This window comes from Streptomyces sp. NPDC005791 (assembly GCF_042871485.1).
Classification (GTDB): Bacteria; Actinomycetota; Actinomycetes; order Streptomycetales; family Streptomycetaceae; genus Streptomyces.
Window position 1 is genome coordinate 96,285 of sequence record NZ_JBIAIP010000001.1, and the last position, 24,965, is coordinate 121,249.

The 24,965-nt window shown below is 72.1% G+C and carries 21 protein-coding genes, 1 tRNA gene and 1 pseudogene; 16 read left to right on the forward strand and 7 right to left on the reverse strand.

The window, feature by feature from the left end:
- The first annotated feature begins 571 nt into the window (after window positions 1-571).
- The 10 genes from ACFYSH_RS00550 (at window position 572) to ACFYSH_RS00595 (ending at window position 12,565) form a co-directional block, all read left to right on the forward strand.
- On the forward strand, window positions 572-1,054 hold the full coding sequence (locus tag ACFYSH_RS00550) for a CarD family transcriptional regulator (RefSeq protein WP_006380568.1): 483 nt from the start codon (window positions 572-574) through the stop codon (window positions 1,052-1,054).
- Between the two features lie 402 nt (window positions 1,055-1,456).
- On the forward strand, window positions 1,457-2,221 hold the full coding sequence (gene ispD / locus ACFYSH_RS00555; protein ID WP_359467639.1) for a 2-C-methyl-D-erythritol 4-phosphate cytidylyltransferase: 765 nt from the start codon (window positions 1,457-1,459) through the stop codon (window positions 2,219-2,221).
- On the forward strand, window positions 2,211-2,729 hold the full coding sequence (gene ispF, locus ACFYSH_RS00560; protein WP_359467642.1) for a 2-C-methyl-D-erythritol 2,4-cyclodiphosphate synthase: 519 nt from the start codon (window positions 2,211-2,213) through the stop codon (window positions 2,727-2,729). Before ispD ends, ispF begins: the two co-directional genes overlap by 11 nt.
- Before the next feature lie 101 nt (window positions 2,730-2,830).
- Entirely contained in the window at window positions 2,831-3,439 is a 609-nt protein-coding gene (locus tag ACFYSH_RS00565; protein WP_359467644.1) for a GNAT family N-acetyltransferase, read from the forward strand.
- Window positions 3,440-3,469: 30 nt separating this feature from the next.
- A complete protein-coding gene (locus ACFYSH_RS00570) occupies window positions 3,470-4,996 on the forward strand; it encodes an ABC transporter substrate-binding protein (RefSeq protein ID WP_359467647.1) in 1,527 nt (508 codons plus the stop codon).
- A 4-nt stretch (window positions 4,997-5,000) separates the two neighbouring features.
- Complete coding sequence (locus tag ACFYSH_RS00575) at window positions 5,001-6,713, forward strand: ABC transporter permease subunit (protein WP_388749978.1); 1,713 nt, start codon at window positions 5,001-5,003, stop codon at window positions 6,711-6,713.
- On the forward strand, window positions 6,710-7,966 hold the full coding sequence (locus ACFYSH_RS00580) for an MFS transporter (protein WP_359467653.1): 1,257 nt from the start codon (window positions 6,710-6,712) through the stop codon (window positions 7,964-7,966). Before ACFYSH_RS00575 ends, ACFYSH_RS00580 begins: the two co-directional genes overlap by 4 nt.
- A 53-nt stretch (window positions 7,967-8,019) precedes the next feature.
- Window positions 8,020-9,417 carry a cysteine--tRNA ligase gene (cysS, locus tag ACFYSH_RS00585; protein WP_359467655.1) on the forward strand — a complete coding sequence of 466 codons (1,398 nt, stop codon included), beginning with the start codon at window positions 8,020-8,022 and terminating at the stop codon, window positions 9,415-9,417.
- A gap of 106 nt (window positions 9,418-9,523) precedes the next feature.
- On the forward strand, window positions 9,524-10,480 hold the full coding sequence (gene rlmB / locus ACFYSH_RS00590; RefSeq protein WP_351272895.1) for a 23S rRNA (guanosine(2251)-2'-O)-methyltransferase RlmB: 957 nt from the start codon (window positions 9,524-9,526) through the stop codon (window positions 10,478-10,480).
- Window positions 10,481-10,930: 450 nt separating this feature from the next.
- Window positions 10,931-12,565, forward strand: a complete 1,635-nt coding sequence (locus tag ACFYSH_RS00595) for a DoxX family protein (protein WP_359467659.1) — start codon at window positions 10,931-10,933, stop codon at window positions 12,563-12,565.
- 71 nt (window positions 12,566-12,636) lie between these two features.
- Here ACFYSH_RS00595 and ACFYSH_RS00600 read toward each other — a convergent pair whose 3' ends face one another.
- The 3 genes from ACFYSH_RS00600 to ACFYSH_RS00610 form a co-directional block, all read right to left on the reverse strand.
- Entirely contained in the window at window positions 12,637-13,356 is a 720-nt protein-coding gene (locus tag ACFYSH_RS00600) for an NDP-sugar synthase (protein WP_388749983.1), read from the reverse strand.
- Between the two features lie 36 nt (window positions 13,357-13,392).
- The gene (locus ACFYSH_RS00605) at window positions 13,393-13,806 is read right to left on the reverse strand and encodes a hypothetical protein (RefSeq protein WP_388749986.1); all 414 of its coding nucleotides are present in this window, start codon (window positions 13,804-13,806) and stop codon (window positions 13,393-13,395) included.
- A 244-nt stretch (window positions 13,807-14,050) separates the two neighbouring features.
- Window positions 14,051-15,187: a sn-glycerol-3-phosphate ABC transporter ATP-binding protein UgpC gene (locus tag ACFYSH_RS00610; RefSeq protein WP_359467667.1), complete on the reverse strand. Its 1,137-nt coding sequence runs from the start codon at window positions 15,185-15,187 to the stop codon at window positions 14,051-14,053.
- A 177-nt stretch (window positions 15,188-15,364) separates the two neighbouring features.
- On the opposite strand from ACFYSH_RS00610, the gene ACFYSH_RS00615 reads away from it, so the two are divergent.
- Window positions 15,365-15,442: transfer RNA gene (locus ACFYSH_RS00615), tRNA-Thr, on the forward strand.
- A 100-nt stretch (window positions 15,443-15,542) separates the two neighbouring features.
- On the opposite strand, the gene ACFYSH_RS00620 is transcribed toward ACFYSH_RS00615, so the two are convergent.
- Window positions 15,543-16,124, reverse strand: a complete 582-nt coding sequence (locus tag ACFYSH_RS00620) for a TetR/AcrR family transcriptional regulator (RefSeq protein WP_359467670.1) — start codon at window positions 16,122-16,124, stop codon at window positions 15,543-15,545.
- 320 nt (window positions 16,125-16,444) lie between these two features.
- On the opposite strand from ACFYSH_RS00620, the gene ACFYSH_RS00625 reads away from it, so the two are divergent.
- From ACFYSH_RS00625 to ACFYSH_RS00640, 4 genes are read left to right on the forward strand one after another with little or no spacing between them, the layout of a single operon-like run.
- Window positions 16,445-17,041, forward strand: a complete 597-nt coding sequence (locus ACFYSH_RS00625) for a 2Fe-2S iron-sulfur cluster-binding protein (protein WP_359467673.1) — start codon at window positions 16,445-16,447, stop codon at window positions 17,039-17,041.
- On the forward strand, window positions 17,038-18,030 hold the full coding sequence (locus ACFYSH_RS00630) for an FAD binding domain-containing protein (RefSeq protein WP_388749991.1): 993 nt from the start codon (window positions 17,038-17,040) through the stop codon (window positions 18,028-18,030). The genes ACFYSH_RS00625 and ACFYSH_RS00630 overlap by 4 nt, the downstream gene beginning before the upstream one ends.
- Window positions 18,027-20,162 carry a xanthine dehydrogenase family protein molybdopterin-binding subunit gene (locus tag ACFYSH_RS00635; protein ID WP_388749994.1) on the forward strand — a complete coding sequence of 712 codons (2,136 nt, stop codon included), beginning with the start codon at window positions 18,027-18,029 and terminating at the stop codon, window positions 20,160-20,162. The genes ACFYSH_RS00630 and ACFYSH_RS00635 overlap by 4 nt, the downstream gene beginning before the upstream one ends.
- Window positions 20,155-21,312 carry an XdhC family protein gene (locus ACFYSH_RS00640; RefSeq protein WP_388749997.1) on the forward strand — a complete coding sequence of 386 codons (1,158 nt, stop codon included), beginning with the start codon at window positions 20,155-20,157 and terminating at the stop codon, window positions 21,310-21,312. Before ACFYSH_RS00635 ends, ACFYSH_RS00640 begins: the two co-directional genes overlap by 8 nt.
- Window positions 21,313-21,423: 111 nt before the next feature.
- Here ACFYSH_RS00640 and ACFYSH_RS00645 read toward each other — a convergent pair whose 3' ends face one another.
- A complete protein-coding gene (locus ACFYSH_RS00645) occupies window positions 21,424-22,824 on the reverse strand; it encodes an NAD(P)/FAD-dependent oxidoreductase (RefSeq protein WP_388750000.1) in 1,401 nt (466 codons plus the stop codon).
- Window positions 22,825-22,983: 159 nt separating this feature from the next.
- Window positions 22,984-23,094, reverse strand: a pseudogene (locus tag ACFYSH_RS00650) (IS481 family transposase); the annotation flags it as partial.
- 114 nt (window positions 23,095-23,208) lie between these two features.
- Here ACFYSH_RS00650 and ACFYSH_RS00655 point away from each other — a divergent pair.
- A complete protein-coding gene (locus ACFYSH_RS00655) occupies window positions 23,209-23,685 on the forward strand; it encodes a GNAT family N-acetyltransferase (RefSeq protein WP_359479027.1) in 477 nt (158 codons plus the stop codon).
- Window positions 23,686-23,687: 2 nt separating this feature from the next.
- Here the strand turns inward: ACFYSH_RS00655 and ACFYSH_RS00660 are convergent, their stop codons facing one another.
- Entirely contained in the window at window positions 23,688-24,884 is a 1,197-nt protein-coding gene (locus ACFYSH_RS00660; protein ID WP_388750003.1) for an NAD(P)-binding protein, read from the reverse strand.
- Window positions 24,885-24,965: the final 81 nt, after the last annotated feature.

Sequence of the window (24,965 nt, forward strand, 5' to 3'; positions counted from 1 at the left end):
TCAGCGGCCTCAGGTTACCGAGCCGCCGTCCCGGGCCCGCACCCGACCCGCCCCAGGGGCGGCCCGACCTGTGAACCGGCGCCGTCGGCCGTGGTGCGTCCATGTTCCGGCCGGGTCGTGGTCGCCTCCCCGGTCTCGACGATTCGCGCGGTGTTCACAAAACGCGGGTGACCAGTGGCGTCGGCCGCCCGATGATCGATTTCCGGGCGGTGGCGCATTTCTCGCGCATAATGCGACCGGCGTCACGCCGTTGATCAATTTCAATGGCCACCGACGCTAAGAGCCGTACGGGTGATCGAGGTCCGAACGGAGTACGGAAAGTTCACCATGCGGAAGCCGACAAAACGGGACGTTCATCCCCTTCTGGAGGTCTTCCGGCGTCTGTGACGCCCGCGTTTCGGTGTGACCGCACGCCTGCTCCGACCTGCGAATATCGCCTTCCGGAAGGCTTCCGCAGCACGTTCCTGTTGCAGTTGTCAAGCCCCGAGATATGCCCTGACCTGCGAAAACGTCATTCAGGAGAAGCCGTTCTCGTGTTACTCTGGATAGCCACGGAAGGGGTACCTGTCACATGACGTTCAAGGTTGGCGACACCGTGGTCTATCCCCATCACGGGGCCGCGCTGATCGAGGCTATCGAAACTCGCCAGATCAAAGGCGTGGACAAGACCTACTTGGTGCTCAAGGTCGCCCAGGGCGACTTGACGGTTCGTGTACCGGCGGACAATGCGGAGTTCGTCGGTGTGCGTGACGTAGTCGGGCAGGAAGGGCTGGACCGGGTCTTCGAGGTGCTGCGCGCGCCGTACGCCGAAGAGCCGACGAACTGGTCCCGACGCTACAAGGCAAATCTCGAGAAGCTCGCCTCCGGCGATGTCATCAAGGTCGCCGAAGTGGTGCGTGACCTGTGGCGTCGCGAGCGTGAGCGTGGACTCTCCGCAGGTGAGAAGCGCATGCTCGCCAAGGCCCGCCAGATCCTGGTGAGCGAGCTCGCTCTCGCGGAGAACACGAACGAGGACAAGGCCGAGGCCCTGCTCGACGAGGTTCTCGCGTCCTGAACCGGACGACACCGGTGACCGGCCGACACCGGTGACCGGTTGACAGCCGGCGAACTGAATCCGGTGTCGAGTACATGTGCCGCGGTGCCCGCTGACCAGCCGTCCTGACGGTGAGTCGTCGGGCGCTGCGGCATGTCCGGATCCGAAAACGATCCGTCCGCGAAGGGACCTGTCCGGACGGGGAGTCCGTCCGGAAAACCGACCGGCTCGTTCCCCGGTGTCTTCCCCTCAGCAACTTCCACCGAGCCCGGCCGCGACTTGCCCGACCAGGGGTCACGGAAGGGTTCCCGGTCAGGGCGAGGCGTCGAGCCCGGCTCTCCCCCACCTACGGTCGGGGGCACGCCCAGGCCATACCCACGCCGGCCGTGGAAACAAACCTGCCGAAGCTTCGGAGTGCAATCGATGTCACCGATGTCACCCACGTCCGACGGGCCGAGCCCCTACCGCACCGCGGCGGTGATCCCCGCAGCGGGCCGCGGCGTCCGGCTCGGCCCGGGTACCCCGAAGGCGCTGCGCGCGCTCGGCGGTACACCCATGCTCATCCACGCCGTACGGGCCATGGCGGCGTCCCGCGCGGTCAGCCTCGTCGTCGTGGTGGCACCCCCGGACGGCGCGCCCGAGGTGAAGAACCTCATCGACGGGCACGCACTGCCCGAGCGCACCGACTACGTCGTCGTCCCCGGTGGTGCGACCCGCCAGGAGTCCGTGAAGCTCGGCCTCGACGTCCTGCCCGACGACGTCTCCGTCGTGCTCGTCCATGACGCGGCCCGGCCCCTCGTGCCGGTCGACACCGTGGACGCCGTCATCGAGGCCGTACGGGCCGGGGCTCCCGCCGTCGTCCCCGCGCTTCCTCTCGCCGACACCGTCAAAGAGGTCGAGCCGGGTGAGCAGGGTGCACCGGAGCCGGTCCTCTCGACCCCCGTACGGGCGCGACTGAGGGCCGTGCAGACGCCCCAGGGCTTCGACCGGGACACGCTCGTCCGGGCGCACGGGAGTGTGGCGGTCGACGGTGAGGGCGCGACCGACGACGCAGGCATGGTCGAACGACTGGGTGCCCCGGTCGTCGTCGTACCCGGGCACGAGGAAGCGTTCAAGGTGACCCGGCCCCTGGACCTGGTCCTGGCGGAGGCCGTTCTCGCACGCCGGAGGGCGAACGATGGATTCTGAGGCAGCGAAGCAGCCGCGGTCGGCTCCCGTGATTCCGCTCGTCGGCATCGGGACCGACATCCACGCCTTCGAGGAGGGCCGCGAGCTCTGGTGTGCCGGGCTGCTGTGGGAGGGCGAGGGCCCAGGGCTCGCCGGGCACTCCGACGCCGACGTCGTGGCGCACGCCGCCTGCAACGCCCTGTTCTCGGCCGCCGGACTCGGTGACCTGGGGCAGCACTTCGGCACCGGCCGCCCGGAGTGGTCGGGCGCGTCAGGGGTCACCCTGCTCACCGAGGCGGCCCGGATCGTGCGCGCCGGGGGTTTCGGCATCGGCAACGTCGCCGTGCAGGTCGTCGGAATCCGGCCGAAGATCGGCAAGCGGCGCGACGAGGCCCAGAAGGTGCTGTCCGACGCCGTCGGCGCACCCGTCTCGCTCTCCGCCGCCACCTCCGACGGCCTCGGCTTCACCGGCCGGGGCGAGGGCATCGCGGGCATCGCGACCGCCCTGGTCTACCGCGCCGGAGACTGAAGAGCGACGCCCTGACCCCGCCCGGCTTGTTGCACATCACTCGCACGTACGCTGGTGCGGCAAGTGATGTGCTGCAGGGCCGAGAGCGAGGGTGAGCGTCAGTGGTGAGTGCGACCGCCGGGGCGACGAGGACGCCGGACGCGCCGGCCGGTGCGGACGGGTACGTCCTGCGGACCGCCACCGCACAGGACGTCGGCGGGGCCCGGGCCGTCATGCTGGACACCGTCTACCACGACCTGCGTTCGGGCTACGTGCCCCGCTGGCACGCCGACATCATCGATCTCGAGGGCTCCTACCTGCGCCCCGAGCGGTGCACCCTCCTGGTCGTCGTGCGCGGCGACGAGGTCGTGGCGACGGGCGCCGTACGGGACCGGGGCCCGCAGGCGCCGCCCAATCCGCAGTGGGTCGCGGACCGCTTCCCCTCCGGACCGACCGCCCAGCTGTGCCGGATCTACGTACGTCCCGAGCACCGCAGGCACGGTCTGGCCCGCGCGCTGGTGCGGGAGCTGGGGGACTTCGCCGCGCGGGCGGGCGGCTACACCTCGCTCTATCTGCACACCGATCCGGCCGTGCCGGGCGCCGAGCCGTTCTGGCGGTCGCTCGCCCAGGAGGTCTGCGACGAACGCGCGCTGCCGGGGGGCGGTCAGGGCATCATCCACTTCGAGCTGCCGATGCCCGCTCCAGGCGGCCCGACCCTCCCGCACATCTGATGATAATCGTTTCCATATAGGGTTCCCGTCATGCCTACGCCCCGAAGCCGCCGCTCACCGCTGCCGGTCGTCGCCGCCACCGCGGCCCTGCTGCTCCCGCTCGCCGCCTGCTCCTCGCCGGGCGGCTCCGGGGCGTCCGGCGACGCGCAGCGGCTCAAGGTCGTCATGGCCTTCCCGCCCGCCCAGGCCATGTCCCCGTACGGGGACGACGCGGTCACCCTCAGCCGGCTCGCCGTCATCGAAGGCCTCACCACCCTGGACGAGAACGGCGCCGCCGAACCGGCGCTCGCCGCGTCCTGGAAGCAGGAGGACCCCACCACCTGGACGTTCACCCTCCGGGACGCCGTCTTCCAGGACGGTGCCGAGGTCGACGCCGATGCCGTCGTCCGGTCCCTCACCGCCGCGAGCAAGGCGTCCCCGCTGCCCCGGGTGCTCTCCGACACCGCCCTGAAGGCGACGGCCGTGACGGACGGGGGTGCGGACACCGTACGGATCGTCACGGAGGAGGCCGACCCGCTGCTTCCGCAACGGCTCGCCAACCCGTCCCTCACGATCCTGTCCGCCGGTGCGTACAAGGACGGCAAGGTGAACCCCGCCGGGCACGCCACCGGCCCGTTCACCCTGACCGACGTCAAGGGCGCGGTCGCCGCCACCCTCGAGCGCAACGCCGACTACTGGGGCGGCAAGGCGAAGTCCCCCGGCGTGGACGTCACCTTCGCCGCGGACGGCACCGCCCGTGCCAACGCGCTGCGGACGAAGGCCGTCGACGTCGCCGAGTACGTACCGATCTCCCAGGCGTCCCTGCTCGGCGACTCGTACGTCCACGCCTTCCCGTCCGCCCGCACCAACGGCCTCTCCCTCAACACCGCACGCGGAGTCTTCGCCGACCCGGCCATGCGCGCCGCCGCCCGCGAGGCCGTCGACTCCAAGGCCCTGGTCGACGGGGTGTACGAGGGCCGCGCCGACACCGCGCGAGGACTCCTCGGCCCCGGCATCCCCTGGGCCGCCGACAAGCGCACCGCACCCACCGGCCGGACCCCGGCGGCGAGCCGCGCGGAGGTGGCGAGGACGAAGGAGATCGTCCTCGCCACCTACACCAACCGGCCCGAACTCCCCGAGGCCGCGACGCTCGTCCAGCAGCAGCTCGAGAAGCGCGGCTTCACCGTCAGGCAGGTCGTCCGCGACTACGCGCAGATGGAGGCCGACGCGCTCGCCGGGAAGTACGACGCGTTCATCCAGGCGCGCAACACCCTGCTGGACACCGCCGACCCCGTCTCCTACCTCGCCTCCGACTTCACCTGCGACGGCAGCTTCAACATCTCCCAGCTCTGCGACGAGCGCGTCGACGCCGCGGTGCGCAAGGCCGCCTCGCTGACTGACACCGACGCCCGCCACAGCGCCGAGATGACCGCCGAGGCCGCCGTCCTCGGCGCCGACGCGCTCGTACCGCTCGTCCACGAGCGCTTCGTCCAGGGCTACGACGACGCCCGGGTCGAAGGCGTCGCCCTCGACCCGATGGAACGCACCCTCATCACCGCCGACACCCGCGTCGGGTGACCGCGTGAAGCACCTGGCCGGGCGCCTCGGCGCGCTCCTGGCCGTCGTCGCCGTCATCGGGCTGATGCCCTGGATGACCCGCACGGACCCGGCGCTGACGGTCCTGCACGCCCGCTACGCCGACCGTCCGCCCACACCGGACGTGCTCGACGCGATCCGCGCCGAGACCGGACTCGACGGCGGCCCGCTGCACGTCCTGGCCGCCTGGGCGTCCGGACTGCCGCACGGCGACCTGGGGGAGTCCTGGGTCTCCGGACAGCCGGTCGGCCCCGACGTGACCTCCGCGCTCGGTGTCTCCCTCACCCTCATGGGAGCCTCGCTCGCCGTCGCCGTCCTCCTGGCGCTCGCCCTCGCCGCCGGAACGCTCCGCAGGGGCGCCCGCCGCCGGCTCGTCACCACCCGCGCGGGCGTCGGCGCGGCCGTGCTCGCCGCGCTGCCGGAATTCCTCCTCGCAGCGGTCCTGGGCACCGTCCTCGCCGTACAGCTGGGCTGGTTCCCCGCCCTCGGCTGGGGCGGGGCCGACCAGCTCGTCCTGCCCGCGCTCGCCATGGGCGTCCCCGCCGGCGCGCTGCTCGGACGGCTGCTGGACGACGCGCTGCCCGCCGCGTTCGCCGAACCCTGGGCGCGCGCCGCCACCGCCCACGGGATGCCCGCCCGCAGGACAGCGGCCCACGCCCTGCACCGCTGCCTGCCCGCACTGCTGCCCCAGCTCGGCCTCGTCGTCGTGGGGCTCACCGGCGGCGCGGTCGCCGTCGAGACGCTCTACGCCGTACCCGGCCTCGGCGGCACCGCCCTGGCCGCCGCCCTGGCGCAGGACCTGCCCGTCCTCCAGGCCTGTGTGCTCCTCCTGCTCCTCCTGGGCGTCGCCGCCGGACTCGCCGCCCGGCTCGCGTCCCGGGCCCTCCTCGGCCCCGCCCGGACCGAAGGCGCCCTGCCGCCGCTCGTCGCGCCGCCCCTTCCCACCCGCCGCGCCGTGACCCTCGGGGCAGCGGTCCTGGGCGCCCTCCTCGTCGCCGTCGCCGTCACCGGCCTGCTGCGCGACCCCCTGTACGCCGATGCCGCCGCCCGCCTCGCTTCACCTTCGGCCGCCCACCCCCTGGGCACCGACTCCCTGGGCCGCGACGTACTCGCCCGGCTCGGCCACGGCGCGGCCAGGACCGTGCTCACCGCGGTCGCCGTCGGCGCCGTGACCCTGCTCCTGGGACTGCTCGCCGGGGCCGCCCGCGCCGGCGCCCTCACCGAGACGGCCAACGCGCTGCCCGCGGTCCTGGCCGGCCTCCTCGTCGCGGGTGTCGTGGGCCCCGGCGCCCGGGGTGCGGCCGTCGCCGTCGCCGCCGTCGCCTGGGCTCCGCTCGCCGCCCACACCTCCGCGCTGTACGCCCAGGAACGCGCCGCCCCGCACATCACCGTGGCCCGCGCCCTCGGCGCCGGACCCTGGCACCGGCTGCGCCGCCACGTCCTGCCGGGCGTCCTGCCACCGGTCGTACGCCATGCCGTCCTGCGCGTCCCGGCCATCGCGCTGGCGCTCGCCTCCCTCGGCTTCCTCGGCCTCGGGACCCCGGCCCCGGCACCCGAGTGGGGCCGCATGCTGTCCGAGAACATGCCCTACGCCGAACGCGCCCCCTGGGCCGTCCTCGCCCCCGCCGCCGCCCTCGCCGCCCTCGGCGCGCTCGCGGTGCTGACCTCGGCGGCCGTACGCGGCCGTGGGCGCCGATGACGACGGCCACCACGCACACCGGAGCCGGCCCGGCGCTCAAGCCCTACCTCCGGCTGCTCACCGCCACCCAGTTCGCCTTCAACACCGGCTTCTACGCGGTCCTGCCCTACCTGGCCACCCACCTCGGTGACGGACTCGGCATGGCGGGGTGGCTCGTCGGACTCGTGCTCGGCCTGCGCACCTTCAGCCAGCAGGGCCTCTTCGTCGTCGGAGGCGCCCTCACCGACCGTTACGGACCCCGGCCCGTCGTCCTCTCCGGCTGCGTCCTGCGCATCGCCGGATTCTGCTGGCTCGCACAGGCCGGCACCACCGCCACCGTCATCGGCGCCGTCCTCCTCATCGGATGCGCCGCCGCCCTCTTCTCACCCGCCGTCGAGTCCGAGACCGCCAGGGCCGCCGTCGCCCACGAGGCCGCAACCGGGAAGCCGCGCGCCCAGGTCCTGGCCGTGTTCTCCGCCGCCGGACAGGCCGGAGCGTTCCTCGGGCCGTTGCTCGGCAGCCTGCTGCTGCTCCTGGGCGGCGGCTTCCGCACGGCGTGCCTCGCCGGGGCCGTGGTCTTCGTCGGCGTACTCGCCGGACACGCCCGCCTCATGCCCCGCCGGCCGCGCCGCGTCCCCACCACCCGGGCGGGCGCCGTCCTCCCCCGCCAGGTCTTCGCCAACCGGCCCTTCCTCGTGCTCTGCCTCGTGTACAGCACCTACCTCGTCTCCTACAACCAGCTCTATCTCGCCCTGCCGGCCGAGGTGGAGCGGGCCACCGGCTCCCAGAGCGCGCTCGGCGCACTCTTCGCGCTCTCCTCCCTGCTCGTCGTCGCCGCCCAGCTGCCGCTGACCCGTTGGTCCGCCCACCGCATCGCACCCCGGACCGCCCTCGTCGCGGGGCTCGCCGTGGTCTCCGCCGGATTCGCCGCGGTGCCCCTCGCCCCGGACGGACCCTCGGGGCTGCTCCCCGGGGCCCTGCTCGTCGTCCTGCTCACGCTCGGTCAGATGCTGCTGGTCCCGGCCGCCCGAGGGCTCGTCCCCGACCTGGTCGACGACGACCGGCTCGGGCTCGCCACCGGAGCCCTGTCCTCCGTGTCTGGCCTCGCCGTCCTGATGGGGAGCGCCGCCACCGGAACGCTCCTCGACACACCCGGTCCCGTCCTGTGGACGGTGCTCGCCGCGGTCCCTCTGGCCGGCGCGGCACTCGCGCTGACCTTGACCGCAGGACGGCGCACGCCGGATCGCGGCACCACCGTCACCGATCAGTTGTGACACGTTCTCCACAGAGGGCCTGGGCACTGGTGCACGCCCACTACCCTTGAGGGGTGACTATTCGCCTGCATGACACCAACGCCCGGCAGATCCGTGACTTCGTCCCGCTCACCGCGGGCTGTGTCTCGATCTACCTCTGTGGCGCGACTGTCCAGGCCGCCCCGCACATCGGGCACATCAGGTCCGGGCTGAACTTCGACATCATGCGCCGCTGGTTCGAATACCGCGGGTACGACGTGACGTTCATCCGGAATGTCACCGACATCGACGACAAGATCATCAGGAAGTCCGCGGAGCAGGGCCGCCCCTGGTGGTCCATCGGCTACGAGAACGAGCGCGCGTTCAACGACGGCTACGACGCCCTGGGCTGCCTCCCGCCCACGTACGAACCGCGCGCCACCGGCCACATCACCGAGATGGTCGAGATGATGCGCGGCCTCATCGAGCGTGGCCACGCCTACGAGGCCGACGGCAACGTCTACTTCGACGTCCGCTCGTTCGAGGGATACCTGGAGCTGTCCAACCAGGACCTGGACGACCTGCGCCAGCCCTCGGGTGACAACGAGACCGGCAAGCGCGACCAGCGCGACTTCGCCATGTGGAAGACCGCCAAGCCGGGCGAGCCCAGCTGGGAGACGCCCTGGGGCCGCGGCCGCCCGGGCTGGCACCTGGAGTGCTCCGCCATGGCGCACAAGTACCTCGGCACCGCCTTCGACATCCACGGCGGCGGCATCGACCTCGTCTTCCCGCACCACGAGAACGAGATCGCGCAGGCCAAGGCCTTCGGCGACGCGTTCGCGTCGTACTGGGTGCACAACGGCTGGGTCACCATGGCCGGCGAGAAGATGTCGAAGTCCCTGGACAACTCCGTCCTGGTCTCCGACATGGTCAAGCAGTGGCGCCCGATCGTCCTGCGCTACTACCTCGGCACCCCGCACTACCGGTCGATGATCGACTACAGCGAGGAGGCCCTGCGCGAGGCCGAGTCCGCCTTCGCGCGGATCGAGGGCTTCGTGCAGCGGGTGGTGGAGAAGGCGGGGCCGGTCGAGGCCGCCGCCGAGGTGCCGCCCGCCTTCGCCGAGGCCATGGACGACGACCTCGGTGTCCCGCAGGCACTCGCGATCATCCACACCACGGTCCGTCAGGGCAATTCCGCCCTCGCGGCCGACGACAAGGAAGCCGCCGTCGCCCGCCTCGCCGAGGTTCGCGCGATGCTCGGCGTCCTCGGCCTGGACCCGCTCGCCCCCCACTGGGCGGGCGAGAGCGACCGCGGCGAGGATCTCCACGGCGTGGTGGACACCCTCGTACGGCTCGTCCTCGACCAGCGGCAGTCGGCGCGCGAGCGCAAGGACTGGCCGGCCGCGGACGCGATCCGCGACCAGCTCAACCAGTCCGGCCTCGTCATCGAGGACGGCCCCAGCGGACCCCGGTGGACTCTCGGGCCGCGCTGAGCGGACCTTCGCACCATGCGTGAGCAGCGCAAATGTGCCGCCCGGCCGTCCGGGCGGCACACTTTCACTTGACGACGTATTTCTGAAGCAACGAAACAGGTAGGTCATGGCCGGGAACAGCCAGCGCAGGAACCGCCGCACGTCCAACAAGAAGGGCATGCAGGTCGGCAGCGGCGGTAACCGACGCCGTGCTCTCGAAGGCAAGGGACCGACGCCGCCCGCGTCCGCCCGCAAGGGACACAAGAAGAACAGGGTGGCGAACGCCCAGGCCAAGCAGGCCGCCGCCCGCCGCCCAGCTCCGCGCCGTGGCGGCGCCAAGGGCACGTCGGAGATGGTCGTCGGCCGCAACCCGGTCTTCGAGGCGCTGCGCGACGGCGTCCCCGCGACCACCCTCTACGTCCAGCAGTACATCGACAACGACGAGCGGGTCCGCGAGGCACTCCAGCTCGCCGGTGAGCGCGGCAACATCCACCTCATGGAGGCACCGCGCCCCGAGCTCGACCGGATGACGAACGGCCTGAACCACCAGGGTCTCGTCCTCCAGGTCCCGCCGTACGAGTACGCGCACCCGGAGGACCTCACCGCCGCCGCGTACGACAACAACGAGGACCCGCTCATCGTCGCCCTCGACGGCGTCACCGACCCCCGTAACCTCGGCGCGATCGTCCGCTCCGTCTCCGCCTTCGGCGGCCACGGCGTCGTCGTCCCCGAGCGCCGGGCGGCCGGTATGACCGCCGGTGCCTGGAAGTCCTCGGCCGGCACCGCGGCCCGGACCCCCGTCTCCCGCGTCACCAACCTGACGCGCGCCCTGGAGGGCTACCAGAAGGCCGGCCTCACGGTCGTCGGCCTCGCCGCAGACGGCGAGCACACCGTCGAGGACCTGGAGGCCCTGGCGGGTCCCGTCGTGATCGTCATCGGCAGCGAGGGCAAGGGCCTCGGTCGCCTGGTCGGCGAGACCTGCGACTACCGCGTCCGGATCTCCATGCCGGGCGGTGCCGAGTCCCTGAACGCCGGCGTCGCCGCGGGCATCGTCCTCTACGAGGTGGCACGCCGCAGGGCGTGACGCCCGGGAAGGCGCCAGGGGCCCGGCCTCCGGGCCCGGGCGCCTGAGCCCGCACGTGCCGCCTCCACGGGCTGCCGGGCACCGTACGGAGTCCGACGCCCACGACGCGCCAGGCCGGGCGCCCTACGTCACCCGTCTGCGGGCGCCGGACCCGACGTGTCAGTCGATCTCCGTACCGGCGTGCCCGCGTGGGGACGCCAGGCAGGCGGTGCGACCGGCCGCCGTCGGCCACAATCGGCCACAACTCGCCAGCTCCTCGACGGCCCGGACGACGCCGACCAGCCGATCGAGGACGTGACCGCCCCTCGGCGCGGCCGCCCGAGCGGCTCCCGGGCCCCCCGTTCCGCGAGCCCCGCGTGGACGTACTCGATCCGCTCCGAGGGCTGTTGACGGGTCTCGGACACTTCCGAGGCGTCAAGGCAGTGTCCTAAGCACACATCACCCGGTTAGATGAGTGTGGACACCAGAACGCCTCGGTTCGACGAGCAACCCGCCCTGAGCATGACTAAGGTCGACAGCGACCCCGCGCAGGTCATCGTCAGCCACGCCAGCTTCCGGGTACAGCTCCCCCCGGCTCAGCGGACCCGTCTGCGCCATGTGCGCCCCGCCGGGCCGGTCAGGATTCCCGCCATGGGCGGTGCCGACGGACGCAGGCGGGCTCCCGTCGTCTGGAGCGGCAGGTCCGAGCCGGGCGACCCCGGAGCGACCGGACTCCTGCAGGCCGTACGGAACTCCACCGCCGGCCACCTCGACGCCCACCCCGGCGGCGACTTCGGCGCGGGCCACGACGACGCGGGAGGCGGTACCCGGGTCGTACCGCTCCTCGACGACACCCAGCCCACCCCCATGATCCCGATGCCCCACCAGCCGGGCGCGGGCCGCACCGGACCGCTGCTGCCACCCATGCGCCAGGCCGTCGGCGCCTACGACACCATGGACGCGCGGACCTTCGACGCGTACGACCTCACCGACGACCGACCCGGCGCCGAGGACCAGGACGACACCTCCGCCAAGGAACGGCGTCACGCCAACGACACCGTCCGGCACGCCTATTACCCCGGCCGCCGGATGAACCTCGGCGTCGTCCTCCTCCCCCTGCGCGTCATCCTCGGATTCCTCGCCGTCTACAGCGGCATGGGCAAGCTCTGCGACCCGGCCTACTTCGACGGCGGCGCCCACGGCTCGGTGGTCAAGTGGCTGACCTCGCTGCACCCTTGGCCCGCAGCCGAACCCCTGCGCGACTTCGCGCTCTCCCACCCCGTCGCCGCCGGACTCTCCGTCGCCTTCCTCCAGGTCGTCATCGGCGTGCTCACCGTCCTCGGGCTCTGGCAGCGCGTGGCAGCGGCCTTCGGCGTCCTGCTCTCCGCCGCGGTCCTGGTGACGGTCAGCTGGCGCACCGCCGCCGCCTACGACACCCCCGACATCATCCTGCTGGCCGCCTGGAGTCCGCTCGTCATCGCCGGCGCCCCCGTCTACTCCCTGGACGCGCGCCTCGCAGGAGAGGCCTGGCGCACGCTGGGCCCGCGCTCCGGGATCTGGGACCTCCGCCGCCGGGTACTGCGCCGGGGCACCGTGGTCGCCACCGTCGTCGTCGGCCTGACCCTGCTGGTCGGCTCGATGCTCGGCGGAGCCGTCCGCTCCACCGAGGTCGTCACCGTGCCGGGCCCCGACAGCTACCCGACCAACCAACTGCCCGGCTCCCCGCTCCCCGACAAGTCCGAAGGCAGGAAGAGCGAGCCCTCACGGACCCCGGACGAGCGGACGCCCGAAGCGACCCCCTCCAGCGCCCCCGGCACCCCGTCGGCCGAGGAGACCACCCAGGGGTCCGACTCCACCGGTGACTCCACCCCGACGGCCGGGGCGAGCACAGGCCGGCCGAGCCAGACCCAGGGCACCGGCCAGGCACCCCCGCAGGAGCCGGCCCCGCAGGAGCCCCCGGTCGGCGACGCGGGCCCCAGCTCGTCCGGTTCCGCCGCCTCCGGCGGCACGACCGGCGGTTCGGACGGCGGCGGTTCCACCGGCGGTTCGGACGGCGGCTCGTCCGGCGGCGCCGGACAGAACCCCATCGGCGGCCTGCTCGGCTGACACCCGCACCGCACACCACGAGGACGGTCACCGGACTTCCGGTGACCGTCCTCGCCCACGTGCACGGAGGCTCAGCCGCTCGCGTGGGCGCCCAGCTCCTTCGCCGCCTCGGTGAGGTCCTTCGCGGTGTCGATGGCCCGCCAGTACGCCCCGTGCGGCAGCGGGAACCCGGCCAGCCGGCGCTCACGGGCCAACCGGGGAAAGGTCGTCCGCTCGTGGTCGCCGCGGTCCGGCAGCATCGCGGTGAACGCGGGCGAGAAGACGTACACGCCCGCGTTGATCAGATACGGCGACGGGGGCGACTCGATGAAGTCGGTGATGTGCCCGAACGCGTCCGTCTCCACCGCGCCCCAGGGGATCCGCGGCCGGGCGAGCGCGAGCGTCGCGGTGGCGTCCCGCTCCGCGTGGAACGCGGCCATCTCCCGCAGCGAGAAGCGGGTCCAGATGTCGCCGTTCGTCGCGTACCAGGGCTCCGACGGATCGGGGAGCCGAGCCGCGGCATGCTTGAGACCGCCGCCGCGCCCCAGGGGCTCGTGCTCGACGACGGTGGTGACGCGCAACGGAAGATCCGCCGAGTCCAGCCATTCCTGCAGTACATCGGCAAGATGGCCGCACGAGATCACGGCGTCGGTGACGCCCTCGGCGGCCAGCCAGGACAGCTGATGGCCGATGATCGGGGTCCCGGTCCCCGGGATCTCGACCATCGGCTTGGGGCGGTCATCGGTGTAGGGGCGAAGCCGCGAGCCCTGACCACCCGCCAGGATCACGGCCTGCGTCGGATACGTATGCATGCCAGGCACGATATGCCGTGCCCGGACACGTCCGGCTCAGCTGAACTGTGCGACGCCCGAGGCGAAGGAGGTGTCGCAGACCGGGCGGGAGAAACGGTGAGCGCGGGTCGGGCCGTACTGGTCGACGGCGGCCTTGCCCAGGGCCTTGGCGATCGACATGCAGTGCTGCGCGAGGGAGGGCCGCCCCTCGACGGTGCGCTGGAGGCTCGTCAACGCGGCCCCCGGGTCCTTCTCACGGAGCTCCAGCAGGAGCCTGTCCCGCAGGACGTCCTGCGGGGCGCGGGCCTTCGCCTGCTTGGTCACGGTCTCCGAGGCGGCGGTCAGCAACTGGGTCTCCGTGTCCTGCCCCGACCACTGCACACGGGTGACCGCGAGGGTCCCGGACAGAACCATGACGACGGGCAGGACGAAAGCTAGGGTTCGGCCGATGCGGCGCGCGGTGTGGGTCACGCAGGCGAGCGTAGCGGCCAGTGATGGTGCGGCGACATTTCGTCACCCCTGTGAGGGATGGTTCGAGTGCGCCTTTCGATTTACGTGTTGACGGGTGGGGGCGAATCGGCCGGTGTACCAAGGGGTTCGGCGTCCACCGGATCCGAAACCCGATCCGCCCCGTGACACGCGGACGGCCCCGCGTCCTCGAAGGGAACGCGGGGCCGTGGCGGCTGGGTCGTGCGGATCAGGCGGTTCGGACGGTTCAGGCGGTCAGGCGCTCACCGGTCGACGTGGCGAAGACGTGCAGCTCGTCCGGGCGCGGCACGACGTGCAGCTCCGTGCCCTTCTCGGGGACGGCGCGGCCGCCGACGCGGACGACCAGGTCCTTGTGCTCCCCGCCGACCTGCGCGGCACCGTAGACGAAACCGTCGGCGCCGAGCTCCTCGACGACGTTGACGGAGACGGCCAGACCGGCCGGGGCGTCGGAGGAGGCCTTGGAGAGGCCGGTCGCGGCGGCGCCGCCGTGCTCGACGATGTCGAAGTGCTCGGGGCGGATGCCGACCGTGACGGTGCGGTCACCGCGGTCGGCGGCGGCGGAGAGCGCCGCACGGGAGACCGGGACGACGCTGTTGCCGAACTTCACGCCACCGTCGGTGATCGGGACCTCGACGAGGTTCATCGCCGGGGAGCCGATGAAGCCGGCCACGAAGAGGTTCGCCGGGCGGTCGTACATGTTGCGCGGCGAGTCGACCTGCTGGAGCAGACCGTCCTTGAGGACCGCGACGCGGTCACCCATGGTGAGGGCCTCGACCTGGTCGTGGGTGACGTACACGGTGGTGATGCCGAGACGGCGCTGCAGCGAGGCGATCTGCGTACGCGTCGACACGCGGAGCTTGGCGTCGAGGTTCGACAGCGGCTCGTCCATGAGGAAGACCTGCGGCTCACGCACGATGGCGCGGCCCATCGCCACACGCTGACGCTGACCACCGGAGAGCGCCTTGGGCTTCCGGTCCAGGTAGTCGGTGAGGTCCAGCATCTTGGCGGCCTCTTCGACCTTCGCCCGGATCTCCGTCTTGTTGATCCCGGCGATCTTCAGCGCGAAGCCCATGTTGTCCGCGACGGACATGTGCGGGTAGAGCGCGTAGTTCTGGAACACCATGGCGATGTCCCGGTCCTTCGGGGGCAGGTGCGTGACGTCGCGGTCACCGATGCGGATCGCACCGCCGTTGACGTCCTCGAGACCCGCGAGCATGCGCAGGGAGGTCGACTTGCCACAACCGGAAGGACCGACGAGGACGAGGAACTCGCCGTCCGCGATGTCGATCTCGAGCTGGTCCACAGCCGGCTTCGTGGAGCCGGGGTAGACGCGGGACGCCTTGTCGAACGTGACACTGGCCATGACGATTCTTCTCCTCCACCGGCAGGAACGTGCCGGACGATCCGAGTAAGGGAGTGGTGTGGTCCACTGGAGTGAACCTGAGGTGACGCTACCTGCCGTTCTCGGTTCTGTCAGTAGTCCGAGGCTGCGAATATCGAGCAGGTTCCGGTCCCGGCGTTGGTTACACTTCTCCCGCACGCCTCCTTAGCTCAGTCCGGCCAGAGCAACGCACTTGTAATGCGTAGGTCGTCGGTTCGAATCCGACAGGGGGCTCCATGGGACCCCGGACCGCACCACGTGTGGGCCGGGGTTTTCTGCTGCCCGGCGACGGTGGTGTTCGAGCGGTGGCGTGGTGTGGCAGGCCCCGGGCCGGGGGTCAGCGGGTGGGGGGTGCCCCCGCGCGGAGGCCGTCCATGACCAGGTCCAGGAGGCGGGTGGCGCGGGGGTGCCAGTCGCCGTCGGGGGGCAGTTGCCAGAGACCGGCGATGGCGAGGAGGAAGTCGTCCGCGGTGACTCCGGGGCGGATGGTGCCGGCCTCCTCGTTGGCGCGGAGCAGGGTTTCGGCCGCCGAGGTGACCGGGGTGTGGCCCGGTCTGGCCGGGCCGCCCGGTGTGCTGGTGGCCTGGCGGATGGCGGCGGCCAGGCCGGCCTTGGCCATGGCGAACCGGGCCAGGTGGTCCATCCACTCGCGCAGGGCGCGGTCGGGGGGGTGGGTCCGGATCAGGTCGGTGGCGGCGTCGGCGACCTGCTGCATCTCGTGGCGGTAGATCTCCAGGACGAGGGATTCGCGGCTGGGGAAGTTGCGGTAGAGCGTGCCCTGGCCGACGCCGGCCTTCCTGGCGATCACGCTGAGGGGGACGTCCGCGCAACGTGTCAGTTCCGCGAGGGCGACCTCCAGGATGCTCTCGCGGTTGCGCTGCGCGTCCGAGCGCAGAGGGGCGTCCTTCTTCTGCCGCACTCGTCCTCCTCGCGGGCCGTGGCTGATTCCAGCCCTTGCCTAAGTGGACAGCTGTCCACTACGTTTTCCGGTGAACGGACAGTTGTCCGTTTAGGTTCACCTTAGCGGTGGGCGGCCGGGACGGACAGCTGGCGACCGACACCGGCCCTCTTTTCTCCGAGGCGTCCGTATGCCTCCGGCCCCCGACGCCGTGCGCGGCGTCATCCCCCACCTGCCGACCCGTGCCGGATCCCTCTCCGACCTATATCCGCGTCTTTTGTCTCCTCTGCCCGCCGGACCGGCTTCCCGATCCGGTTCGGGAATGCGAAAGAAGGCTGATCATGGCCCAAGCGCCCTCGTCGACGCACAGCGCCATCACCTTGCACGTCAACGGCGAGAAGCACTCGCTGACCGTCGACCACCGCACGACCCTGCTGGACGCCCTGCGGGAGCGCCTCGATCTGACCGGTACCAAGAAGGGCTGCGACCAGGGGCAGTGCGGTGCCTGCACCGTCCTGCTGGACGGGCGCAGGTCCGTGGCCTGTCTGCAGCTGGCGGTGGCCGCCGAAGGCCGGGAGGTCACCACCATCGAGGGCATCGCCGAGGGCGATGAACTGCACCCCGTGCAGCAGGCGTTCCTCGACCTGGACGGTTATCAGTGCGGCTATTGCACGCCCGGTCAGATCTGTTCGGCCGTTGCGGTGATCGAGGAACATGCCGCCGGCTGGCCCAGCGCGGCCACCGACGATGTACGGCCGGAGGCGGGGCCACCGCCCTTGACGGCCGAGGAGATCCGGGAGCGGATGAGCGGGAACTTGTGCCGTTGCGGTGCGTACGTGTCCATCGTGCAGGCGGTGGCCCGCGCGGCAGAGGCCGATGCGGCCGCCCGTGCCGTGGACGGCGGCCGGTCCTCGGCGCACGAGGGGGCGGCGGCGTGAAGGAGCTCGGATACGCGCGTGCGACGGATGTCTCCGGTGCCCTCGCGCTGCTCGACGCGGACGAGGACGCCCGGTTCCTGGGTGGGGGTACCAATCTCGTCGACCTGATGAAGACGGGTGTCGAGCGGCCCGGCCGGCTCGTCGACGTACGCGAACTGCCCCTGGACCGGATCGAAATGACCGGGGACGGCGGGCTGAGCATCGGGGCCACCGTCACCAACAGCGATCTCGCGGCGCACCCCGAAGTGCGCCGGCGCTTTCCGGCGCTGGCCCAGGCGGTGCTGGCGGGTGCTTCGGGGCAGCTGCGCAACATGGCCACCGTCGGCGGGAATCTGCTGCAGCGCACCCGCTGCGGTTACTTCGCCGATGTGTCGAAGCCGTGCAACAAGCGCGTCCCCGGCAGCGGTTGCCCGGCGATCGAGGGCGAGCACCACAACCATGCGGTCCTGGGCGCGTCCGGCCACTGTGTGGCCACGCATCCCTCCGACATGGGGGTGGCGCTGACGGCCTTCGACGCGGTGGTGTCCTACGAGAGCGTCGAAGGGCCGGGGGAGCTGTCCCTGGCGGACTTCTATCTGCCGGTGGGCGATACCCCGCACCGGGAGACCGCCCTGCCGCAGGGTGCGCTGATCACCGGGGTCACGTTGCCGCCGGCTCCGGTGGCTGCCGTCTCCCGTTACCGCAAGGTGCGTGAGCGGGCCTCGTTCGCCTTCGCGATCGGGTCGGTCGCCGCGGCGCTGGACGTCCGGGAGGGCACCGTGCACGAGGTGCGTCTGGCGTTCGGGGCGGTCGCCTCGCGGCCGTGGCGGGCCCGTGCGGCCGAGGCGGCTCTGACCGGCGGGCCGGCGGATGCCGCGGCTTTCGTGGCCGCCGCCGACGTCGAACTGGCGGCGGCCCGGCCGCTGCCGCACAACGGATACAAGGTGACACTGATGCGCAACCTCGTCGTCGCCATGCTGAGCGAACTCGCCGAGGAGGCCGCCCGATGACCACGACCACGACCACGACCGGGACGACGGTGGCGAACGCCGTGGGTACGGCGCACACGCGGGTGGAGGGCCGGGACAAGGTCACCGGCGCGGCGCGTTACGCGGGTGAGGTCCCCTTCGCCGAACTGGCCTACGGCTGGCTGGTCCTGTCGACGATCACGCGGGGCCGTGTCCGTTCGGTGGAGGCGGCCGCAGTCCTGGAGATGCCGGGTGTCCTCGCCGTCCTGCACCACGGGAACGCCCCCCGGGTCGACACCGATTACGTAGGGATGCTGGGGATGCCGCCGGACCCGACCATCGCGGTGTTCCAGCACGACCGGGTGCCGCACGCGGGCTGGCCGGTGGCGCTGGTCGTCGCGGAGACGTCGGAGCAGGCCAGGGAGGCGGCCGAGGCGCTGGTGGTGCGGTACGAGGAGGAGCCGCACGACGTCGTCTTCACCGGGGAGCACCCGGAGGCGTCGGCCGTGGCGGGTCCCGCTGGGCCCGGGGTGACCGGGAAGGGGGACCTGGAGGCGGAGCTGGCCGGGTCCGCCGTGGTGCTGGACGCGGAGTACACGACGCCGGAGGAGCATCACAGCTCCATGGAGCCGCATGCGGCGACGGCGTTGTGGGAGGGCGGCCGGCTGGAGGTCGTGGACTCCAACCAGGGCACGGTGTGGGTGGCGAGCGAGCTGGCGAGTCTCTTCTCGCTGGATCCGGCTTCGGTGCGGGTGCGTTCGGAGCATGTGGGCGGCGGCTTCGGCAGCAAGGGTGTCCGGGCGCACCAGGTGGCGGCGGTGATGGCGGCGACGGTGCTGTCGCGGCCGGTCCGTGTTGTGATGACGCGCCGTCAGACGTTCTCGCTGGCGGGTTACCGGAGTCCGACGACGCAGCGGATCCGGCTCGGTGCGGATGCCGAGGGGCGGTTGCGTGCGCTGGAACACCGGTGTCTGAGCCTCACCTCGACGGTGCATGAGTTCATCGAGTCGGGGGCGGGCCCGGCGCGGGTGATGTATGACGCGCCGGCCCACCACACCGCCAACCGGGTGGTGCGGCTGGATGTGCCGAGTCCGACGTTCATGCGGGCTCCCGGTGAGGCGCCGGGGTCGTTCGCCCTGGAGTCGGCGCTCGACGAACTCGCAGAGAAGTGCGGTCTCGACCCGATCGAGCTGCGTCTGCGGAACGAGCCGGAGCGGGGTCCGGTCTCGGGGCTGCCGTTCAGTACGCGTAATCTGCCCGCCTGTTTCCGGGAGGGGGCCCGCAGGTTCGGCTGGGCGGACCGTGATCCGCGGCCGGGTGTCCGCCGGGAGGGGCGCTGGCTGATCGGTACGGGGACGGCGGCGGCTTCGTTCTTCGCCGGGGCGGCGCCGTCCACGGCCGCCGTGACCGCGGAGGCGGACGGTACGTTCACCGTGCGGATCAGTGCGGCGGACATCGGGACCGGGGCGCGTACGGCGCTCACGCTGGTCGCTGCCGACGCCTTGCGGGTGCCGGCCGGCCGGGTGCGTGTGCGGATCGGGGACAGCGACTTCGGGCCGGCGGTGATCGCCGGCGGTTCGATGGGCACCCGGTCGTGGTCGTGGGCGGTGACGGCCGCTGCCGACGAGCTGCGGGAGCGGCTCGCCCTGGGTGACGGGATTCCGCTGGAGGGCGTCACCGTACGGTCGGACACCACGGAGGCCGTCGGGGCGCTCGCGCAGAAGGAGAGGCATTCCTTCGGGGCGCAGTTCGCCGAGGTCGCGGTGGACGTGTCCACGGGGGAGGTGCGGGTGCGGCGCATGCTCGGTGTCTTCGCCGCCGGCCGGATCGTGAATCCGCTGACGGCGCGTGGTCAGTTCACCGGGGGCATGATCTGGGGGATCTCGATGGCCTTGCACGAGGAGGCGGTCAGGGACCGGAACACCGGTGCGCTCTACGGTGCCGACCTGGCGGGGTATCACGTCGCCACGAACGCCGATGTGCCGCTGGTGGAGGCGGACTGGGTGGACGATCCGGATCCGGACGACCCGGTCGGGATCAAAGGGATCGGGGAGATCGGCATCGTGGGCGCCGCGGCGGCGATCGCCAACGCGGTCTGGCACGCGACGGGTGTGCGTCATCGCAGTCTGCCGATCCGGCCCGACCGTGTCCTGATGGCCGGCTTGCATGTTTGACATCGCCGGTGAGCTGGTCCGCTGGTGCGAGGAGGGCCGGGAGTTCGCCGTGGCCACCGTGGTGTCGGTCGGGGGCAGCGCGCCGCGCGGTCCGGGTGCGGCGCTCGCCGTCGACGGCCGGGGCACGGTGATCGGTTCGGTGTCCGGCGGCTGTGTGGAAGGGGCGGTGTACGACCTGTGCGTGCAAGCCCTGGAGGACGGCGGGACCGTCGTCGAGCGCTTCGGTTACAGCGATGAGGACGCTTTCGCGGTCGGGTTGACCTGCGGTGGGGTGATCGAGGTGATGGTCACGCCGGTCGGTGTGCGGTCGGCTGTCCGGGAGGTGGTCGCGTCGGCGCTGTCGGCCGCCGCCTCGGGCGGACCGGTGGCGCTGGCCCGGGTCGTCGGGGGGCCGCCCGGGCTGCTGGGCCGGGCTCTTCTGGCGCATGCCGACGGGTCGTTCGAGGGGTCGTACGGGGACGGTTTCGCGGAGCTGGACCGGACGGCGGCGGCGGAGGCGCGGGCGATGCTGGACGCCGGACGTACGGGCACGGTGGAGCTCGCGGAGGACGGGACGAACTGCCCGGGTGGGCTCACCCTCCTGGTCGAGTCGAACGTGCCGCCGCCGCGGATGATCGTGTTCGGTGCGATCGACTTCGCCGCGGCGCTCGTGCGGGCGGGCAAGTTCCTCGGGTACCACGTCACGGTGTGCGACGCCCGTCCGGTCTTCACCACGCGGGCCCGTTTTCCCGAGGCCGACGAGGTGGTCGTGGACTGGCCGCACCGCTATCTGCGGGGGACGGAGACCGACGGGCGCACGGTTCTGTGTGTGCTCACCCACGACGCCAGGTTCGACATCCCGCTGCTGGAGCTGGCGTTGCGGATGCCGGTCGCGTTCGTCGGGGCGATGGGCTCCCGCCGCACCCATACGGATCGTGAGCGCAGGTTGCGGGACGCGGGCCTGCGCGATCACGAGCTGGCCCGGCTCAGGTCGCCGATCGGCCTGGACATCGGTGCCCGTACGCCGGAGGAGACCGCGCTGTCCATCGTGGCGGAGATCGTCGCGGCCCGTCGCGGTGGGACGGGCGCTCCACTCACGGGTTCGGCGGCGCCGATCCACCGCGACCGGGGGCCGCGGGGAGCGGCGGGGGATGCGGAGGAGGCCGCCTGAGCGGGCTTGCCCGCGGGGTACGGCCCGCCTGAGCGGGGCCGTCGGCGTACGGCCCGCCAGAGCGGGGTCGCCCGCGGTACGGCGTACGGCCGCGTACCGCGGGCGGCCCGGTCAGTGCCGGCCCGCGATGCGGTTCGCCGCCTTCGCGAGGCGGTCCGTGCCGAGGCGGGGTGAGGCGGCTTCGCGGCGGTCCGCCGTGCGGTAGGCGGCGTAGAGGGTGTGGACGCCGAGCCAGCGGAAGGGTTCGGGTTCCCATCGGCGGACCCTGTGGTCGACCCAGGGCAGGGCCGTGAGGTCGGTGGGGCCGGCTTGTCCGGAGTCCTGCTGGATCAGGTCGCGCAGGGTGCGGGCGGCGAGGTTGGAGGTGGCGACGCCGGAGCCGACGTAGCCGCCGGCCCAGCCGAGGCCGGTGCTGCGGTCCAGGGTGACGGTGGCGCACCAGTCGCGGGGGACGCCGAGCACGCCGGACCAGGCATGGTCGATGCGGGTGCCCGCAGTGGTGGGGAAGAAGCGCACGAGCAGGTCGCGCAGGGCCTCGATGGTGGCGGGCTGGGTGCGCCCGTCGTGGTCGGTGGCCGAACCGTAGCGGTAGGGGACACCGCGACCGCCCAGGGCGATGCGGTCGTCGGCGGTGCGCTGGGCGTACATGTAGGCGTGGGCCATGTCGCCGAGGGTCTCGCGGCCGTCCCAGCCGATGGTGTCCCAGAGGGCCTCGGTGAGGGGCTCGGTGACGATCATGGAGGAGTTCATGGGGAGCCAGGTGCGCTTCTGGCCCTTGAGGCCCGCCGTGAAGCCCTCGGTACAGCGCAGGACGTAGGGGGCTCGGACCGTGCCGTACGGGGTGACGGCGTGTTTGGGTCTGATCTCGGTGACGGGTGTCGACTCGTGGATCGTGACGCCGAGGGCTTCGACGGTGTCGGCGAGGCCCGTCACCAGCTTGGCGGGGTGCAGGCGCGCGCCGTGCGGGGTCCAGCTGGAGCCGACGGCCCCGGAGACGCGGACGCGCTCGGCGGTCTCGCGCGCGCCGCGCAGGACGCGGTCGGTCTCGCCGAAGGCGATCTCGACGGAGTGGAAGTCCTTGAGCCGGGCGAACTGGGAGGGGGTGTGGGCGACTTCGAGGACGCCGCCGTGGTGGATGTCGGCGTCGATGTCCTCTTCGGCGGCGACGCGGATGACCTCGCCGACGGTGTCGTTCATGGCCTTCTGAAGGCGGACGGCGGCGTCGTGGCCGTGGAGCTCGGCGTAGCGGTCGCGGCCCGCGATGCCGTTGTAGAGCCAGCCGCCGTTGCGGCCGGAGGCGCCGTAACCGCAGAACTTGGCTTCCAGGACGGTGATGTTGAGGAAGGGGACGGCCTTCTTGAGGTAGTACGCCGTCCAGAGGCCGGTGTAGCCGCCACCGACGATGCAGACGTCGGCGCCGGCGTCACCGGGCAGGGGTTCGCGTGGGGTGGGGGTGCCTTCGTTCGCGTACCAGAACGATATGCCGCCGTTGACGGTACTGACGGTGTTCATGTTTCCCCTGCTTGTCCGTGTGCAGCCCAGTCGCTGGAGGGACGTTACCTCTACGCTCGCGGGGTGACCGACGTTCCGGATGACCTGGTCGTGCATCTGGAGAGGCACAAGGGGGCTGCGGGGCAGGAGTTCGCCGCCGCGTTACCCGCGCCGGCGGGCCCGTGAGATTCCCATCTCAGCGGCGACGTGCGCGACCGGACGACCCAATGCGACACGTTCGACCAGCAGACGCCTCCCGAAGACCGTCAGCCGGGCATTACGGTGGGACACGAAGACCTCCATGTGGTGTGTTCCTAGACAGCTCCACCACATCGGAGGTCTTCGCCATGTTCAAGACCCGAGACTGTCAACAACGCTCGTGATCAATACACCTAGGCTGCGCCCATGATTCGTACCGCCACTGCCCAGGATGTCCCCGAGATCCATGCCATGGTCCGCGAACTCGCCGAGTACGAGAAGGCCCTCGACGAGGCGAACGCCACCGAGGAGCAGCTGCGCGAAGCCCTGTTCGGCGAGCGGCCCGCCGCGTACGCGCATGTCGCGGTGTCGGACGACGACGGTGCCGTGGTCGGGTTCGCGCTGTGGTTCCTCAACTTCTCGACGTGGCGCGGGGTGCACGGCGTGTACCTGGAGGATCTGTACGTGCGCCCCGAGCGGCGCGGCGGCGGCTACGGGAAGGCCCTGCTGACGGAGCTGGCGCGGATCTGTGTGGAGCGCGGGTACGGGCGCCTGGAATGGTCGGTGCTGGACTGGAACGCCCCGTCCATCGCGTTCTACGAGTCGCTGGGTGCGCGGCCGCAGGACGGGTGGACGGTGTACCGGCTGACGGACGGGGCGCTGGCGGAGCTCGGGGCGGCCTGAGGTCAAGGAGTCCCCGCTGTGCGGGGGAGGTCCTGTGCGGTCCTGCCGAGGAGCTTCATCGCCAGGGCCGCCGCCTCGATGCCGCTGTTGAACGCGACCTCGCTGAGGAGACCCGGGGCGGCGACCTGGTCGCCCGCGAGCAGGACGCCGTCGCCGCGGTCGACGGCGGGCCGGTCGCGCCACGTGGTGCCGGGCCTGTCGACGGCGCCGGTGCGGCCGGACGCGAGCGCTTCACGGCGCCAGGTGGTGCGGTCGCGCCAGCCGGGGAAGCCGAGGTCCAGCAGGTCCTCGGCGCGGCGGACCGCGTCGGCACGCGAGGCACCGGGGGCGAGGGGGATCTGGGCCTGGACGAGCTGTTCGCCCGCCGGGGCGAGGGTCGGGTCCTGGGCGGTGAACCGTTCGATCCAGCCGGGGGCGTCGAGGTCGCAGACGATGAACGGGTCGCCGCGCCGGGTCTTCAGGGCCAGGTCGAGCAGGGCGGTCCGGCCGCTGTCCCAGGTCAGGGCGGGGTCCTCCAGCAGGGCGCGGGCGGAGTCCAGATGGGTGGCGACGATCACCGGGCCGCCGCGTCGGAGACCGGCCAGGTCGCGGGGGCCGATGCGTGCGTCGGTTTCGATGCGTACGCCGAGATTCCAGGCCCGTGAGGCCATCCGGTCGACGAGCTGCGCCCAGCCGCCGACCGGGTAGCGGGCTTCGGGGGGCAGCGCGGTGGCGCGGCGGAGCCGTTCCTGGACGAAAGCGGCGGACAGCGAACCCGGGTCGTGGTGGAAGAGGGCCACGCCCATGTAGTGCGCCGCCGCGCGGGCGCCCGCCGCACCGGCCCGGCCGGTGGCCCAGCTGAGGAAGTCGCAGTCGACGGGGGCCGATCGGGTGCTGCGGCGGGCGAGGCGCAGCATGGCGAGGGGTGGGGTCCTGCGCAGGGCGCCATCGCGGTGGAAGAGGAAGCGGGTGCCTTCGCGGGGTGGTACGGAGGCGATCGGGCCGAGGAGCCCGCGCTGTCCGAGCCAGGTCCAGTGCGGTCCTCGGCGGTACAGAGCGTGCGGTCCCTCGTTGGTGAGGTAGGGGCCCTCGGAGGTCCTGGCCCGTCCGCCGAGGGTGTGGTGGGCCTCGTGGAGGGTGACCGGGGCCCGGGACTCGGCGGCGGTGATGGCGGCGGTCAGCCCGGCGAGGCCGCCGCCGACGATGTGGATGCGCTGCATGGCTGAGTCTCCTTGCGGTGGGCGCTTCTGCACGGAGGACGGTTCGGCCGGAGGGTTCTGTGACACCGGGCCGGGGCGTTG

Bases quoted from the DNA above. Each gene is read 5' to 3' on its own strand.
- ACFYSH_RS00595 (WP_359467659.1), top strand. From the start codon at position 10,931: ATGAGTGTGGACACCAGAACGCCTCGGTTCGACGAGCAACCCGCCCTG.
- rlmB (WP_351272895.1), top strand. From the start codon at position 9,524: ATGGCCGGGAACAGCCAGCGCAGGAACCGCCGCACGTCCAACAAGAAG.
- ACFYSH_RS00635 (WP_388749994.1), top strand. From the start codon at position 18,027: ATGACCACGACCACGACCACGACCGGGACGACGGTGGCGAACGCCGTG.
- ACFYSH_RS00580 (WP_359467653.1), top strand. From the start codon at position 6,710: ATGACGACGGCCACCACGCACACCGGAGCCGGCCCGGCGCTCAAGCCC.
- ACFYSH_RS00600 (WP_388749983.1), bottom strand. From the start codon at position 13,356: ATGCATACGTATCCGACGCAGGCCGTGATCCTGGCGGGTGGTCAGGGC.
- ACFYSH_RS00645 (WP_388750000.1), bottom strand. From the start codon at position 22,824: ATGAACACCGTCAGTACCGTCAACGGCGGCATATCGTTCTGGTACGCG.
- ACFYSH_RS00610 (WP_359467667.1), bottom strand. From the start codon at position 15,187: ATGGCCAGTGTCACGTTCGACAAGGCGTCCCGCGTCTACCCCGGCTCC.
- ACFYSH_RS00655 (WP_359479027.1), top strand. From the start codon at position 23,209: ATGATTCGTACCGCCACTGCCCAGGATGTCCCCGAGATCCATGCCATG.
- ispD (WP_359467639.1), top strand. From the start codon at position 1,457: ATGTCACCGATGTCACCCACGTCCGACGGGCCGAGCCCCTACCGCACC.
- ACFYSH_RS00640 (WP_388749997.1), top strand. From the start codon at position 20,155: ATGTTTGACATCGCCGGTGAGCTGGTCCGCTGGTGCGAGGAGGGCCGG.
- ispF (WP_359467642.1), top strand. From the start codon at position 2,211: ATGGATTCTGAGGCAGCGAAGCAGCCGCGGTCGGCTCCCGTGATTCCG.
- ACFYSH_RS00550 (WP_006380568.1), top strand. From the start codon at position 572: ATGACGTTCAAGGTTGGCGACACCGTGGTCTATCCCCATCACGGGGCC.
- ACFYSH_RS00570 (WP_359467647.1), top strand. From the start codon at position 3,470: ATGCCTACGCCCCGAAGCCGCCGCTCACCGCTGCCGGTCGTCGCCGCC.
- ACFYSH_RS00625 (WP_359467673.1), top strand. From the start codon at position 16,445: ATGGCCCAAGCGCCCTCGTCGACGCACAGCGCCATCACCTTGCACGTC.
- ACFYSH_RS00660 (WP_388750003.1), bottom strand. From the start codon at position 24,884: ATGCAGCGCATCCACATCGTCGGCGGCGGCCTCGCCGGGCTGACCGCC.